Origin of the sequence: Chondromyces crocatus (genome assembly GCF_001189295.1) — a bacterium.
Taxonomy (GTDB): Bacteria; Myxococcota_A; Polyangia; order Polyangiales; family Polyangiaceae; genus Chondromyces; species Chondromyces crocatus.
The window spans coordinates 5,102,848-5,117,531 of sequence record NZ_CP012159.1; the positions used below are offsets into that span (position 1 = coordinate 5,102,848).

Below are 14,684 nucleotides of genomic sequence, written 5' to 3' on the forward strand. Positions count from 1 at the left end.
TAGCAAGGAGCGAATGCCATGATGCAATTCGATCTCGCGCATATCTGGGCCAGCATGGGGCTGCTCAGCAAGCTGGTTGCTTTCGCCCTGGTCCTCATGGGGCTGGCGAGCATTGCCGTGGTCGTGGAGCGGATGATCGCCCTCCGCAGGCTCGGCCTGGAGACGCGGCGGTTCGCGAAGGAGGCCAGGCCCTTGATGGAGGTCTGGGACACGGGCGCCATCGTCGACGTGGCCGAGCGGTATCGGCTGTCGGCGCTCGCGCGGCTGATGGCGGCCACGATCCGTCGCTATGAGCGCGCCTGCGACGAGGGGGATGGCGGCGTGCCCGCGGTGGAGCTGGCACGGCGTGAGGCCGGGCGGCGCCGCGAGGCGATCGGGGCCGATCTGCGCCGGGGGATGAACGTGCTGGCTTCCGTGGGATCGGTGGCCCCGTTCGTGGGGCTGCTCGGCACGGTGATCGGGATCATCACCGCCTTCCAGACGATCGCGTCGTCCGGCTCGGGCGGGCTCGGTGCGGTGAGCGCCGGCATCTCGGAGGCCCTCATCGTCACCGCGCTGGGTCTCGGGGTCGCGATCCCGGCGGTGCTCTTCTTCAACTACCTGAGCGCCCGAGTGTCCGCGGTGGAGCTCGCGCTGGAGCGCAGCGCGGGGGAGCTCATCGACGAAATGGAGAACGAACATGGGCGCCACAGTGGAGAGCACGAGATCGCGAAGGCCGCAGCTTGAGCCAGAGATCAACGTCACACCCCTGGTGGACGTGGTCCTGGTGCTGCTCATCATCTTCATGGTGGTGGCGCCACAGCTCGAGCACGGGGAGCGGGTGGAGCTGCCGGCGGTGTTCCAGCCGGACGCGAAGTCGAAGACCAAGCTCGACCCCATCTACGTGACGGTGACCGCGAGCGGACGGCTGTTCCTGGAGAAGGAGGTCATCGAGGACCTCACGGCGCTGGATGCGCGGCTTCGGGAGGTGCGGAGCGCGGAGCCGGAGCGGCGGGTGGTGCTGAAGGGAGATGGTTCCGTGAAGTACCAGAAGATGCGAGAGGCCTTCGCGCTGTGCCAGAAGCTGGGCTTCGCTGGGATCGCGCTCCAGGTGAGCCAGCGCGGCGGCGGCGCGGGTGTCCCGGAGGAGGGCTGACGCGATGGGCATGGGCGTCCAGGGGGGGAGCGGGCGAAAGCACGAGGTCAGGCCGAGCATGAACGTCACGCCGCTGGTGGACGTGGTGCTGGTGCTGCTGATCATCTTCATGGTGGTGACGCCGCTGCTCGCGAAGCAGATGTGGCTGAACCTGCCGAAGAAGGACGAGGAAGCGAAGAACGAGCCGCCGCCGAGCGATCAGGACAAACCTGTGGTGCTGACGGTGGACAGAGACGGGACGGTGCGGATCAACCGGTCCGCAGTCGACCGCGCGGGGGTGAAGGAGAAGGTCGGCCGCGTCCTCGCGGCGCGCTCGGACAGCGTGATCTACTTCGATGCTCACGATGAGGCGGATTACTCGGTGGCGGTCGAGGTGATGGATCAGGCGCGCATGGGCGGCGCCAGGACGATCGCGGTGCTCACGGAGAACGCGATGCCCTGAGTCGAGCGCGCGTCGGCGAGCGCGGTGCGCAGCCCAGGAGCAGGCGCATCGACGCGCGCGACGCGCTGCCCTGAGTCGGGCGTGTCGGCGAGAGCGGGTCGGGTCGACAGGAGACGAGGCGTGCGGTGCTGCGGACGCGAGAGGCGCCCGAGGGCACCCGTGTGCGCGCGGGATGCCGCGCGCGAGGGAAGACGTTCATGGTTCGTCACGGGAGCTGGGGGGTGGTTGCGGTGCTCGTCGCGCCGCTGGTGTGGAGCGGTGTCGCCCGCGGTCAGGAGCCGGCCGAGGACGCCACCGAGGCCCCCCCGGATGCGCCCGGGGAACTTGTTCCAGCAGAGGATGCGGGAGCCGAGGAAGCGGGCGCAGATCCAGCGCGGCCCCCGCCAGCGGGCAAGGGGGTGGTCTGGGGCGTGGTGATCGACGGGGCGACGAAGGAACCGATCTTCGACGCGCAGGTGTCGGTGGTGGGGGCGCCGCAGAAGACGCTGGCCGACGTGGATGGCCGCTACCGGCTCGAGCTTTCACCGGGGGAGTACACGCTGCGGGTCTGGTACGAGCTGTACACGGCGCAGCGGGTGCAGGACGTGCGGGTCGTGGTGGGGGGCATGTCGCGGATCGACGTGACCTTGACCGGCGATCAGCAGGCCGAGGACGTGATTGAAGTGGAAGCCGAGGTGGAGCGCGCCAGCGTGGGGACGCAGCTCCTCCTCCGGAAGAACGCGGCGCAGGTGGGCGATGCCATCGGGGCGCAGGAGATCGCGCGGACGCCCGACCGGAGCGCGTCGGAGGCGGCGCGGCGCGTGGTGGGCGCGACGGTGGTGGGGAATCGCTATGTGGTGGTGCGCGGGCTGGGGGACCGGTACACGAACTCCCTCTTGAACGGGGCGCCGCTGCCGAGCCCGGAGCCGGATCGGCAGGCCGTGCCGCTCGATCTGTTCCCCACGCTGATCCTCAGCGACATCACCATCCTGAAGAGCTTCACCCCGGACATGCCGGGCGATTTCGCTGGCGGGTCGGTGCGGATCAACACGCGCGAGCTGCCGAGCCGGCTGCTGGCACAGGCGCAGATCACGATCGGGATGAATTCACTGTCGACGTTCCAGGATCGGGTGAGCTACGAGGGCGGTGGGCTCGACTGGCTGGCGATCGACGACGGGGGGCGCGCGCTGCCCGCAGGGTTCCCGACGTTCAAGGTGGCCCGACTGAACCAGAAGCCGGACGGGAGCCGGGTGACGGACGCGGATCTGGTGACCTACGGGCGGGAGCTCGTCCGACCGATGGGGACGACGCGCACGCTCAACCTGCCGAACGGGAGTGGAAACCTGGTCCTCGGCAACACGTTCGAGCTGGGGAAGGGGCAGAAGCTCGGGTTCACCGCCGCGCTGAACTACGGGCGCAGGTTCGTGCGTCGGCCCGACGAGATCCTGAGGACATTCTTCCCGCCGCCCACGGCCAACTCGGATCAGGTGACGCTGCGCAACGTTTACGTGGGCAACACCGGCATCGATCAGGTGTCGTGGGGTGGGTTCGGCTCGGTGACGTGGAGCGCGAGCAAGGACCACAAGGTCAGCCTGACCGGCATCTACAGCCGCTCCTCGGAGGACGAGGGGCGAGAGATCGCCGGGTACAACGAGGAGCGGCGGGTGAACCTGACGGACACGCGGCTCCGGTTCATCGGCCGCGGGCTCGTGTTCGGGCAGCTCACCGGGGAGCACCGGATGCCGGACCTGGGTGGAGCGACGCTGACCTGGAATGCGTCGGCGTCGCTGGCGTCGTCGGACGAACCAGGGACGCGGCAGAACGTGTACACACAGGACGCGAGCACGGGGATCTTCGGCTGGGAGGAGAGCACGCTGTCGGGCTCGTACTTCTTCAGCGAGCAGTCGGAGCGCTCGCTGGGGGCGGGCTTCGACTGGCTCCAGCCGCTCACCTCGGGCGAGCTGCCGACGAAGCTCAAGATGGGTGGGCTGATGACGCTGCGGCGCCGGAGCTTCGACGCGCGGCGGTTCCGGTTCTTGCCCGTGCAGGACGCGGAGCAGAGCGATCTCCAGGAGACGTTCCGGCTCCCGCCCAACGAGCTGTTCACCACCGAGAACATCGGCCGGGCCATCTTCCTGCGGGAGGAGACGCGCCCGACGGACGCCTACGACGCGGACTACGACGTGTTCGCGGGCTACCTGATGACCGACGCGGCGCTGACGCGCGACCTGCGGCTCATCGTGGGGGGGCGCGTCGAGTCGTCGCGGCAGACGATCCACTCCTTCGATCCGTTCGCTCCCGAGCTGTCCCCGCTGAGGAACGAGCTGGCGAGCACGGATCTCCTGCCGGCGCTGAGCTTGCTCTACAAGGCGACGCCGAAGGCGAACGTGCGGCTCGGCATCTCGAAGACGGTGGCGAGGCCGCAGCTCCGCGAGCTGGCGCCGTTCGTGTTCACCGACTACTTCGGGGCGCGGGAGATCCTCGGCAACCCGAACCTGAAGCAGACGAGCATCTACAACGCCGATCTGCGCTTCGAGCTGTTCCCGGACACGGGCGAGGTGGTGGCGGTGAGCGCCTTCTACAAGCAGTTCTACGATCCCATCGAGCAGGTCATCCTGCCGGCGAGCCGGGGCATCGTGTCGTACCAGAACGCGCCAGGGGGCAGGAACGCGGGCGTGGAGCTGGAGCTGCGGAAGACGATGGGCTTCCTCGCGCCGGCACTCTCGGACTTCCAGCTCATCGCGAACCTGACGCTGGTGAGTTCACGGGTGGAGCTGGACACGGAGCGGCTGGGGATCCAGACGAACGCGATCCGGCCGCTGGCGGGGCAGTCACCCTACGTGGTGAACGTGGGCCTCGACTATGCAGGGATGGAGACGGGGACGCGCGCGCGGGTGCTCTACAACGTGTTCGGCCCGCGCATCGCGCAGGTGGGCTCGAACCGCCTGCCCGACGTGTACGAGGAGCCGCGGCACCAGCTCGACGTGACGTTCGCGCAGCAGATCGGCAAGCAGGTCGATCTGAAGCTGACGGTGGAGAACCTGCTCGACTGGCCGGTGCTGTTCACGCAGGGCCTGGGCCCGAGCGGCGAGGCGAACATCGTGAACCGCTATCGCCAGGGCGTGTCGGCGGGGCTCGGGGTGGTGGTCACCAACTGAGCACGGCGAGGCTGCTGCACGCCTCGTGATGTTGCGAATCGCGTCCGGGTTCGCCACGAGAACGTTGCAAGGAGCACGCGCTGAGGTCACTGGCGCAGTGCAGGCTGCGCCCCAGAGATTCCGGAGGTTCATCACACATGCGTATCAACGGTACGATCCTTCCTGGCTTCACGGCGCTCGGGTTGCTGCTCGCCGGGTGCTCCGACGCGGCCGATCCTCTGGCGCCAGGGGCGCAGTCGGAGACGACCCTCAGCGGCTCGATCACGGAGAGCCGGACGCTGACTGCGGACACGGAGTGGACGCTCGGGGGCGTGGTATTCGTGGAGGAGGGGGCGACGCTGACCATCGAGCCGGGGACGGTGATCAAGGGAGACGCCGCCAGCCTGGGGACGCTGGTGATCGAGCCCGGTGCGAAGCTGATGGCGCGCGGGACGGCCGACGCGCCGATCGTGTTCACGAGCCAGGCGCCTCCTGGCGAGCGGCGGGCGGGTGACTGGGGCGGGGTGATCTTGCTGGGCCGCGCGCCGATCAACGTGCCCGGTGGGCGGGCGCAGGTCGAAGGCATCACCGGCGAGGGCACCGAGTACGGCGGTAACGATCCCGAGGACTCGAGCGGCGTCGTCGAGTACGTGCGGATCGAGTTCAGCGGGGTCCAGCTCTCGCCCGACAACGAGATCAACGGCATCACCTTCGCCGGCGTCGGTCGCGGGACGAAGGTGGATCACGTGATGGTCCACCACACGACGGACGACTGCTTCGAGTTCTTCGGAGGCACCGTGGACGCCAAGCACCTGATCTGCGCGTACAACGGTGACGACGGCGTCGACTGGGATCTGGGCTACACCGGCCGGATCCAGTACGTGGCGGTGATCCAGGATCCTTCGATCGCCGACGACGCGAACGGATTCGAGGCCGACAACGACGGTGACGCGACGCTGAACCAGCCGATCAGCAATCCCACCATCTACAACGCGACGCTGTGCGGTCAGAACACGGTGGTGGACAAGCAGCAGTACGGGATGCTGCTCCGCCGGTCCACGCGAGGAACGATCGTCAACACGATCATGTCGGGCTTCGAGGCCTGTGTGGACATCCGGGACGCGACGAGCGCGCCGGTGGTGACCCACTCGATCTGTCACGGCAGCACGGCGCCGGGCGTGGACATCGCCTACGACGAGACCGAGACCAGCGACGACGCGAAGGGGAAGCCCACCTACGACGACGACGGTGGGCTGGACGAGGTGGCCTGGTGGAACGAGGCGGGGAAGGGGAACCGCGTGATGGATCCGCAGATCGCCGACTGCTTCAAGGTGGGGAGCCCCGACTTCCGGCCCCTGGAGACGCTGAGCGAGGGAGCGGCCACGCCGCCGAACGATGGATTCTTCGATAGCGCTGCGGCTTACATCGGCGCCTTCACGGCCGACGACACCTGGGCCACCGGGGCCTGGGTGAGCTTCGAGGCACGCTGAAGGCTGGGTCGTGCGCTGGATGACCCGGTGATGGTGACGTGCGTCACCCGGGCGTTCAGCGAACCCGGGCGGTGAAGCCCGAGATGCGGTGTTCGGCACACTGTGGGCGCGTGTCCGCGCTGTCCCGGAATGTCACCCGTCCGCACAGTTCGCAGAGACCAAGGTGCTCACGGTAGTACTCGCGGTCGGTCAGGACGGCTGCAGCGAGCACACTGAGCGCGATGTCCCCGAGAAAATCGATCTCGCGAGGGGAGGGTACCCAGGCCGCTTTGCCGTCCACGGCGGCACGCCGGACCCGCCCGCCGTAGATGGCCGCGTGCAGGAAGCGGTCGTCGGCGACGGGCGCGATGAGGCCCCGGACGGCCTCGAGGACCCGCCCCCGCGCGCGGAGAAGCAGCTCCTCGAAGCTGCTGTCGGCCTCCGCGCGGTCGTCCAGCCGGAGCGGCTTCGCCCCAGGCTCGCGCAGCACCATCGGCCGCTTCATCAGGCCAGGATTGACCAGGTGCTGCTGGATCCACTGGATGAGATCCGTCGTGGTCCACTCCGAGGCCGCGCCCTCGAGGAACTCGAGGACGGCCTGCACGCCACCTCCCACCTGCCCGGGGGACACAGCGAACGAAGACCAGCTTCGTGTGCGACGGATTCGTTGTGGCAGCTCTAGCTTGCGGGTGGTTCCCATAGGGTCGTGTTGGTTGACTTACTTCGGTTGTTTCCGGGTCGCGGATGGGTCTGGACAGATGCAGAGCAGAATTCATGCCGCCTGGACCAGAAACCGCGGAAGTCCTGGCTGGCCGGAGCTCGTCGGCGCCCTCGGGGAGTCGCCGCGCGGGGTGGTGGTGACGGGGTAACGGGTCGGCCAGCGGACCTCCCGTGTCAGGTCATCCCGTCGTTTTGGGTTAGGATAGGTCCGATGCAGACGACGGTCCGCGCGACCATCCCCGATCCGCCAACCTCCGCGGACGTGCCCGTCCCTGGCCTCGTCCTGGTGTTCTCCGGGACGCAGCCGGTGTGCAAGCCGATCCGGTTGGAGAATGGGGCCGTCGTCCTGGGGCGAGGTGGGCCGACCAGCGACGAGAAGCTGTCACGTCGGCATGCGCGGATTGCCTACGACGGCGCGATGTGGACCGTCGAGGATCTCGGGAGCACCAATGGGACGTGGGTGGACGACGAGGAGATCCTCGGTGAGGTGCGCAGGACCAAGATCCGGGTGATCCAGGCGGGGACCTCGGTGTTTCTCCCGATGAGCGACATCCGTCGCTTTCTGAGGCACCTGGTGCGCGTCGAGAAGGGAGTGGTGCAAGGCCCGGCCCTCCAGGAGGCGCACGCCGCGATCGCGCGCGCCGCCAGTTCGGGAGACAGCATGCTCGTCACAGGCGAGAGCGGCACCGGCAAGGAGCTGGCTGCGCGCGCCTATCACCAGGCAGGGGCGCAGTCCAACGGCCCGTTCGTTCCAGTCAATTGCGCCGCCATACCCGAGGGACTGGCGGAGCGCCTGCTGTTCGGTGCGCGCCGCGGTGCATATTCCGGTGCCACGCACGATACGGAAGGGTATGTGCAGGCCGCGCATAACGGCACGCTGTTCCTCGACGAGGTCGCCGAACTCGATAGCGCCGTCCAGGCAAAGCTCTTGCGCACGATCGACACCCAGCAGGTCCTGGAGCTGGGCGCCGTGTCGGCGAAACCGGTCCGGGTGAGGGTATGCGCGGCGACCCATGATTTGCGGGCGCGCGTGGCTGCCGACAAGTTCCGGGAGGACCTTTACTATCGCATCGGTCGACCGGAGATTCACTTGCCCCCCTTGCGGGATCGACCCGAAGAGATCCCCTGGCACCTCGCTGAATGCTGCAAGCATGTCGATGTCCCCCGGGAAATGAACGGAGGCCGCCCGCCCGTGCTGTCCCCATCGCTGGTCGTCGCCGCGCTGCTGCGGCGGTGGCCTGGCAACGTGCGTGAGCTGCTGGGCGAGGCCCGTCGCGCTGCTGCCAGGGCCATCGACGAGGAGCGGGTCGTCGTCGAGGAGCGCGATCTCGATCCGCGCGCCGGCATCGGAATCGGCGAGCCAGTCACCGAGGAGCAAGCCGGGGCGACCCGTGCGACGCCCCCGCCGTCCGACGAGACCTACGAGGCGATGGTCCTCGAGCGAGGGAACGTGTCACGCGCCGCGCGCCGACTGGGCATTCACCGCAACAAGGTGCGTCGCTGGATGGACAAGTACGGCGTGAAGCGCTCCGATTTCGAGTGAACCACAAGGCGTGAGCGACGTCGGCAGAACGTGAGCCACATCGGTGGGGCGACGCGCAGGAGCATCGGAGGGAACGAGCTCGGCGGGCAGAACATGGTTTGATGCGCTGCGATGAATGTTCCTCTCGCACAGCGTGGGCGGCTTCTGGTAACGTGGGAAGAAGTTAGCTCACATCATAGGTGAGGATCCGTTCAGGCCCGTCGCCCTTCGACTCGTTCCGACCCTGTGTCTCGCTGGAGGTTTCATGCGGCGCCGTCGATTCATTCCTGCCATTTTGGTCGTTCTGGGGGCCGCAGCGAGCGGCGCAGCGCTCGCCGTCGGGTGCAGTGCTGCCGGTGACCCCAGTGAATTCACCACCAGCAGCAGCTCGGGGCTCACCACCACCTCGACTGGCGGGGGGAATGGGGGGAGCGGGGGTGAAGGGGGAGGCATCGACCTCATCCCCGAGAATGATGGCGGCACCGACGCGGCGCCCGACGTCTTCGTGAATCCCTGCGGTACCGAATGCGGTCCCGTCGAGCTGTGCGATCCGGACCACCTCGGCCTCGACGACAACTGCAATGGCGTCGTCGACGAGGGGTGCGCCTGCGTCAGCGGGCAGGCGAACTTCTGCTTCAAGGGGGATCCCTCCTTCCGCGGATCGCCTGGCTGTTTCGACGGTGTACAGCGGTGCACCGAGAACGGGGACTGGGGGCCGTGCATCGGCGGCGTCCACGCGACGGAGATGTGCGCCGAGCAGAGCACCCAGGGCTGCCACGCCATCACGGCGGTGCCCTTCCAGGACGTCAACCTGAAGACGGGGACGGGCACCTTCAGCAGCAACGCGGTGACCGAGACCTGGACCGTGGCCTGCCCCCCCGGTGTGAGCCCTTGCCCCAGCGTGACGGGCTCGAATCCCACGGACGATTTCAAGCCGCTCCAGTCGGGTGAGTACACCGTCACGTACACGAAGACCGTGGCCGGCGGGGCGCCCGAGTCGTGCACCTATCCGCTCTTCGTGGGTGCCAAGGGGCTCCGCGTCGAACTGGAGTGGCAGAACGACAATGGGCTGTACGGCGCCGACATCGATCTGTACCTGCACCAGCCGAACAACACACAGCCGTGGAAGATCGGGGGCAATGCCAACTCCTGCGGTTATGGCAACTGCACGATCGGCAATATCAGCAGCATCCCCAACTGGTTCCCCCCGGGCAATACGCCGCCGGATCCGGTGAACTGGTACCTCGATCCCATCCCCGAGCAGAACACGTGCTACTACGCGCCGCGTAATGCCGGTCAGGCGTGGGCCGCCCGAGGTCAGGGCTGCCATAGCCCGCGCCTCGACATCGACAACATCAGCTGCACGGCCTCGGAGAGCAATCCCAACTCGTCGAGCTTCTGCGCGCCGGAAAACATCAACATCGATTACCCGCCGGTCGACGAGTGGTTCCGGGTGGGGGTCCACTACTTCTCGGGCACGCCGAACATCCGGCCGCGTGTGAAGATCTACTGCAACGGTGCGCTCTCCGCGGATCTCGGACCGCAGGGCTTCTACTCTCCGGAGAGGCCGCTCATCTTCCCCGCAGCCGGGAGCACCACGCTGTTCTGGCTGGCGGCGGATGTGCGGTTCAAGGACGGAGAGTGCGACAACAGCACCTGCGAGGTCGTTCCGCTCTACATGGACAACACCACGCGGGAGCCGTACCTGACCACGAGGAGCGTTGTCGAGGCGAACTTCGGTCCGCCCTATCCTCAGTGAGCCATACGCTGCTATCAGCTAGTCGATGCCTGCACGTTTCGTGCTGGAGGTAGAGACCGACTCCCCCGCCAGGGCTGCCACGCTGCGCCTTCTGGTTCCTGGTGGGGAATGTGTCGGAGAGCATCGAATCCAGCTCGATGCGCATCCCGTGGCGCGCTGGGAGGGGCTCTTCCACCCACGCCGGTACGTCCGCCGTGTCGCTCGCGATAGCCGACAAGCCGAGGTGTTGCTCGACGCCGTGGGGGCGTTCCTCGGGCGCACGGTGCTCGGATCTCAACTGACGCACGCGCTCGCGGCGGGGAGCGAAGCGCGGACGTTGCTCGTGCGGATCGTGGGCGAGACCGACGATCCTCTCGCGGCGGCGTTCGCTCAGGTGCCCTGGGATCTCGCGAGGCTCGAAGGGGATCTGCGGACGCTGCGGCAGCGGGGCGTCACGGTGCGGGTCCGTCTGGCGCGTCGAGACGAGCGCGCCGCGAAGAGCACGGATGGTGCATCCATTCCACCTCCCGAGGGGAGCGACGCGGCGCCGAGGCCGAGCGCCGCGACCCTGCCAGGCGCCGGAGAGCCCATCCGTGTGCTGCTGGTGTTCGCAGAGCCCAGAGGAGCACGCCCAGCGGGGGCTCGCATCGAGAGGGAAGAGCTGCTCGATACGTTCTTCCGCGAGATCGTGCCCCGTCGAGGGGTGGAGGTGGACGTGCTCTCCCACGGGGTGACCCGGGCGCAGCTGTGGGAGCAGGTGCGGAGCCGCGGTGGCTACCACGTGGTCCACTGGAGCGGGCGCGCGGTCGAGGGAGGGCTGGAGATCGAGCTCGAGCCGGGCGAGGAGGAAGACGCCTGCATCTCGGGCGAGGAGCTGGCCGATCTCCTGAGCGGCTCGGGCGGGGGTGAGGTGGCGCCGGCGCTGGTGCTGCTCAGCGCCAGCCGAGCAGGGGCGCTCGGAACCGCACGGGACTGGGACTCGGTGCGCACGGCCATGAGCGAGCCGGCCCCTGCCGCGGCAGAGCCGACGCTGGAGCAAGTGTTCGAGGTGCGCAGCGGGACGTCAGCGGTGGGGCTGGCCATGAGCGCCGCGGGCGTGCCGGCCGTGGTAGCCATGCGCCACGAGGTCGCCCCGAGCTATGCGAGGCGGTTCGGGCGCGGCTTCTTTCGTCGGCTGCTCGGGAGCGAGGGGAGGACCTCCGTCGAGGAGGCCCTGGCCGCGACGCAGCGAGAGCTGGCTGGAGCGCACGGTGTCGAGAAGGGGGAGAAGCCGCCGCGGGGCGCGGTGACGCCGAAGGAGCGCGGGGTGCTGCTGGCCGGCTCCTCGGCCTCCGTCGTGCGGGCGACGGGAGGCGACGTGATCGGGGGAGAGCTGCGCTCGGCGCGGCTCACGCCGAGGACGCCGGAGCAACCCATGCGTGTCGAAGCGGCGCCGCTCGCCACCGACAGCGGGCGGACGCCCGTGATGTCATCGTCGATCGAAGTCCCTTCGTCGGCGAGGACGCGCGCCGTCGGTGAGCCCTGGCAGGCAGATCTTCTGGACCAGTCCGCGCTGATCCTGCTCGGCGGGGCCTCGATCGAGGTCGCGCCCGAGGAAGGGCGGAGCGCTCCTGCGGCGCGGGTCGAGCCGCGGCCCATGCCGCTGCTGGAGAGTGGGAGCAAGGAGCTGGAGCCGTCTCCCGGCTTCGTCGGCCGCGGTATGGAGCTGGGGCGGCTCGCGCGAGAGTGGCTGGCTCCGGGCGGCAAAACGATCGCGCTGGTGGAGGGGCCGGGGGGGATGGGCAAGACGTCCCTCGCGGCGGAGGCCATCCACCTGTGGCATGGCCATTTCGACCTGGTGCTCGCGTTCCAGCCTTTCCGGGAGAGCTCCAGCACCACGCTGCGCGTGGAGGGGGACGACCGCGGAGGCGCGGCATCGGTGTTCGGAGGGCTCCCTCCGGAGATCGAGACGCTGCTGCGCTATGTCGATCGGCGGTTGCGAGAGGAGAGTCCCCGATACCGCGATCGCTGCGAGCGGGATCCGTTCCTCCGGGTGTACACGCCACCGGGGGAGGAGGAGCAAGCGGGGGCGCGCGCGGCGCGGCTGCTCGAGAACCTGGCCGAGTCCCTCGTGACGGACAGGGTGCTGCTCGTGCTGGACGGGGTGGAGCGAGGCGCGGGCACGGAGGGGCAGGAGGCGGATGCCCCGTGGTGGCAGCTCCTCGCCCAGCTACGCCCGCGGCTCGGCGAGGGCAGGGCGAGGATCCTGGTGACCTGCCGGCGCAGCCCCCCTGCGACGGTGCTTCCGGCCGTGTTCCGCCTGGCGCTGGGAGGTCTGCCGCTCGGTCACGCCGCGGTGCTCGCTGATCGGCGCTCGGCGCTTCGCGAGATCCTCGCCCGAGGCACGAGGGAGCGACGCGAGGGAGGGACGGCAGGGCAAGCAGAGCGGCTCGCGCGGCGGGTGCTCGAGGTGACCCACGGACACCCCCTGGTCTTGCTCCGATTCGGTGACGTGGCGGGCATGGGGCGGACGGTGCTGGAGGGCGCGCTCGATCGGCTGGGGGCCCTCGGGGACGGGTTGCCCCCGGACGCGCTGCCCGGAGGCCTCGGCGAGGCGGAGCGTCAGCGGGCATTGCTCGAGGACGTTGGCGCGGGGCTGTTCGATCTGCTGCTCGAGCGGCTCTCTCCGAGCGCGCGGCGGCTGCTCTGGGGGATGTCGCTCGCCAGCGAGCCGGTCCCCGCCTGGATGATCGAGGACCTCGGCGCGAAGCTGCTGCCCGGGGAGGAGCGCCCGCGGACGGCCCTCGCGGAGCTATGCGCGGCTGGCCTGGTGGTGCGGGAAGAGGAGCAGGCGCGAGGGACCGTCTACGCTTTCCACTCTCTCGTCGCGGAGCGGACGGCCGCGTGGATGACGCAGCACCTCGACGAGCAGGGGGACGCGTCGACCGAGGATCTCTACCGCTGCTTCGGTGAGCGGTACACGGCGGCGTTCAGGAATGCGCTGCCGATGCTCCAGCAGGGGCTTCTGACCATCCCTCCCGTGGCGGAGGAGCCTCGTGCGTGGACAGGGCCCGTCTCGAGCTCGGAGCCACGATCGAAGCCTCCCTCGGCGCCGAGCAGCGAGTCGAGGCCGCGCGCTGCGCGCAGGCCGCGGGAGCTGTGTGCGGAGCTGGGACGCAGGAGTGTCCGCTACCTGGTGCGGGGCCGAGCGTTCCAGGCGCTGTCGGCATTCGGGAGTGCTGCGCTGACGGGCGCAGGCGACGCGGTGTTGCTGTCCGAGGTGATGGATGACCTCGAAGCGGCCGCGGATCACGGCGCGGGGGCGACGCGGTGGCGTGCCCGGGTATCGCTGGCCGATGCGCTGCGGAGCGCGCGGCAGGTGGAGATGGCGCTGCCGCTCTACGAGCGGGCGGCGAGCGATGCTGCTGCGAGCGAGCACTGGGCGGACCTCGGCGTGATCCTCACCAAGTGGGCCGCAGCACTCGCGCAGGAGGGCCAGCTCGATGCCGCGCGAGAGCTTTTCGAGCGGGGCGCGGAGGCCAAGCGGAGGGCAGGGAAGCCGCTGGCTCAGGTGATCGGCGTCGAGCTGGAGGCGCTCCGGATCGACGTGCTGCGGCGGGGCGCGGCCGCCGCTCTTCCAGCGATCGAGGAGCGCGTCGCCACGCTCAGGGGGCTGTGGACGGGCCGTCCGGACACCGAGGAGAGCGCCCTGAACTCCGAGAGCACGCAGATCGGCAGCGCGCTCGCGACAGGGCTGGACGTCGCCAGGCGTGCGAACGCGGAGCTCGAGCGATGGGATGTGTGCCTCTCGCTGCTGGATGAGCTGGAGGCGCTGGACCGTGATCTCGGCGCCGCGGAGCTGGAGATGTCCCGCGAGCGGTTCCATCGCTGGACACCGCTGGCACGGCTCGGCAGGACGGCCGAGGCGACCGAGGTCATCGAGGGATGCCTCGAAGGGTTCCGTCGCGCTCGCGACACGCGTGGCGAGGTGCGTGCTCTCTCGGCGCTCGCGACGGTACACGCGGAGGTCGGCGATTTCGAGGCCGCCACGGGACTGGAGCGCGAGGCGCTGAGCGCCCGGGAGCGGTTCGCGAGCGCCAGCGAGCGCGCGGTGGCCCACTGTCGGCTCGCGAGCTTGCTGGTGCGGGCAGGGAGCGCCGTCGAGGCGATGGAGAACGCACTGGCAGCGGTCGCCTATCAGCTGGCGGCTGGCCAGGAGGCGCGCGCCGAGTTCCGCTTGCTGGCGATGTCCGCGCGGGACGCCGCGAACCTCGCGGTGCGGGAAGACACGGGCGACGTCGCCTCGTCTTCCGATGTGGTGCTCCAGAGCGGCGCGCGCCCCGTGCTGCTTTCGTCCGTCCCGAGGCTCACATCGCTGCTGGAACGCCCGCCGTTCGCCTCGGTGCGCAAATTCCTGGCGGAGCGTGGGGTCTCCATCGACATGCTCCAGGGACGCATCGACGAGCTTCTCGGGCACGCCGCGGACGATCTGGAGCACGGACCGATGCCGACGTTCTCCATGGAGGAGGCGGGATAAATTGCGCTGGCTCGCGACGGCGCGGG

At 69.2% G+C, this 14,684-nt stretch carries 9 protein-coding genes; 8 read left to right on the top strand and 1 reads right to left on the bottom strand.

Going from position 1 to position 14,684, the window contains the following annotated elements; genetic code table 11:
* The first annotated feature begins 18 nt into the window (after nt 1-18).
* The 5 genes from CMC5_RS18840 to CMC5_RS18860 all read left to right on the top strand — a co-directional run bounded on the left by CMC5_RS18840 (nt 19) and on the right by CMC5_RS18860 (nt 6,183).
* Nucleotides 19-726, top strand: a complete 708-nt coding sequence (locus tag CMC5_RS18840; protein WP_050431729.1) for a MotA/TolQ/ExbB proton channel family protein — start codon at nt 19-21, stop codon at nt 724-726.
* 40 nt (nt 727-766) lie between these two features.
* The gene (locus CMC5_RS18845) at nt 767-1,135 is read left to right on the top strand and encodes an ExbD/TolR family protein (RefSeq protein WP_281180876.1); all 369 of its coding nucleotides are present in this window, start codon (nt 767-769) and stop codon (nt 1,133-1,135) included.
* A 4-nt stretch (nt 1,136-1,139) separates the two neighbouring features.
* Nucleotides 1,140-1,577 (top strand): ExbD/TolR family protein, encoded by a 438-nt coding sequence (locus tag CMC5_RS18850; RefSeq protein WP_050431731.1) that lies wholly within the window; start codon nt 1,140-1,142, stop codon nt 1,575-1,577.
* Nucleotides 1,578-1,702: 125 nt separating this feature from the next.
* On the top strand, nt 1,703-4,714 hold the full coding sequence (locus CMC5_RS18855) for a TonB-dependent receptor domain-containing protein (protein WP_156338718.1): 3,012 nt from the start codon (nt 1,703-1,705) through the stop codon (nt 4,712-4,714).
* A gap of 137 nt (nt 4,715-4,851) precedes the next feature.
* Complete coding sequence (locus CMC5_RS18860; RefSeq protein WP_050431732.1) at nt 4,852-6,183, top strand: hypothetical protein; 1,332 nt, start codon at nt 4,852-4,854, stop codon at nt 6,181-6,183.
* A 55-nt stretch (nt 6,184-6,238) separates the two neighbouring features.
* On the opposite strand, the gene CMC5_RS18865 is transcribed toward CMC5_RS18860, so the two are convergent.
* On the bottom strand, nt 6,239-6,766 hold the full coding sequence (locus tag CMC5_RS18865) for a hypothetical protein (RefSeq protein ID WP_245678505.1): 528 nt from the start codon (nt 6,764-6,766) through the stop codon (nt 6,239-6,241).
* A gap of 327 nt (nt 6,767-7,093) precedes the next feature.
* On the opposite strand from CMC5_RS18865, the gene CMC5_RS18870 reads away from it, so the two are divergent.
* The 3 genes from CMC5_RS18870 to CMC5_RS48545 all read left to right on the top strand — a co-directional run bounded on the left by CMC5_RS18870 (nt 7,094) and on the right by CMC5_RS48545 (nt 14,658).
* Nucleotides 7,094-8,425: an FHA and sigma-54 interaction domain-containing protein gene (locus CMC5_RS18870; protein ID WP_050431734.1), complete on the top strand. Its 1,332-nt coding sequence runs from the start codon at nt 7,094-7,096 to the stop codon at nt 8,423-8,425.
* A 244-nt stretch (nt 8,426-8,669) separates the two neighbouring features.
* Complete coding sequence (locus CMC5_RS18875) at nt 8,670-10,163, top strand: hypothetical protein (RefSeq protein ID WP_050431735.1); 1,494 nt, start codon at nt 8,670-8,672, stop codon at nt 10,161-10,163.
* 25 nt (nt 10,164-10,188) lie between these two features.
* Nucleotides 10,189-14,658, top strand: a complete 4,470-nt coding sequence (locus tag CMC5_RS48545) for a CHAT domain-containing protein (protein WP_156338719.1) — start codon at nt 10,189-10,191, stop codon at nt 14,656-14,658.
* Nucleotides 14,659-14,684: the final 26 nt, after the last annotated feature.

Excerpts from the sequence above, each read along its gene's own strand:
- CMC5_RS18840 (WP_050431729.1), top strand. The coding sequence starts at position 19 with ATGATGCAATTCGATCTCGCGCATATCTGGGCCAGCATGGGGCTGCTC.
- CMC5_RS18850 (WP_050431731.1), top strand. The coding sequence starts at position 1,140 with ATGGGCATGGGCGTCCAGGGGGGGAGCGGGCGAAAGCACGAGGTCAGG.
- CMC5_RS18860 (WP_050431732.1), top strand. The coding sequence starts at position 4,852 with ATGCGTATCAACGGTACGATCCTTCCTGGCTTCACGGCGCTCGGGTTG.
- CMC5_RS18870 (WP_050431734.1), top strand. The coding sequence starts at position 7,094 with ATGCAGACGACGGTCCGCGCGACCATCCCCGATCCGCCAACCTCCGCG.
- CMC5_RS18875 (WP_050431735.1), top strand. The coding sequence starts at position 8,670 with ATGCGGCGCCGTCGATTCATTCCTGCCATTTTGGTCGTTCTGGGGGCC.
- CMC5_RS48545 (WP_156338719.1), top strand. The coding sequence starts at position 10,189 with ATGCCTGCACGTTTCGTGCTGGAGGTAGAGACCGACTCCCCCGCCAGG.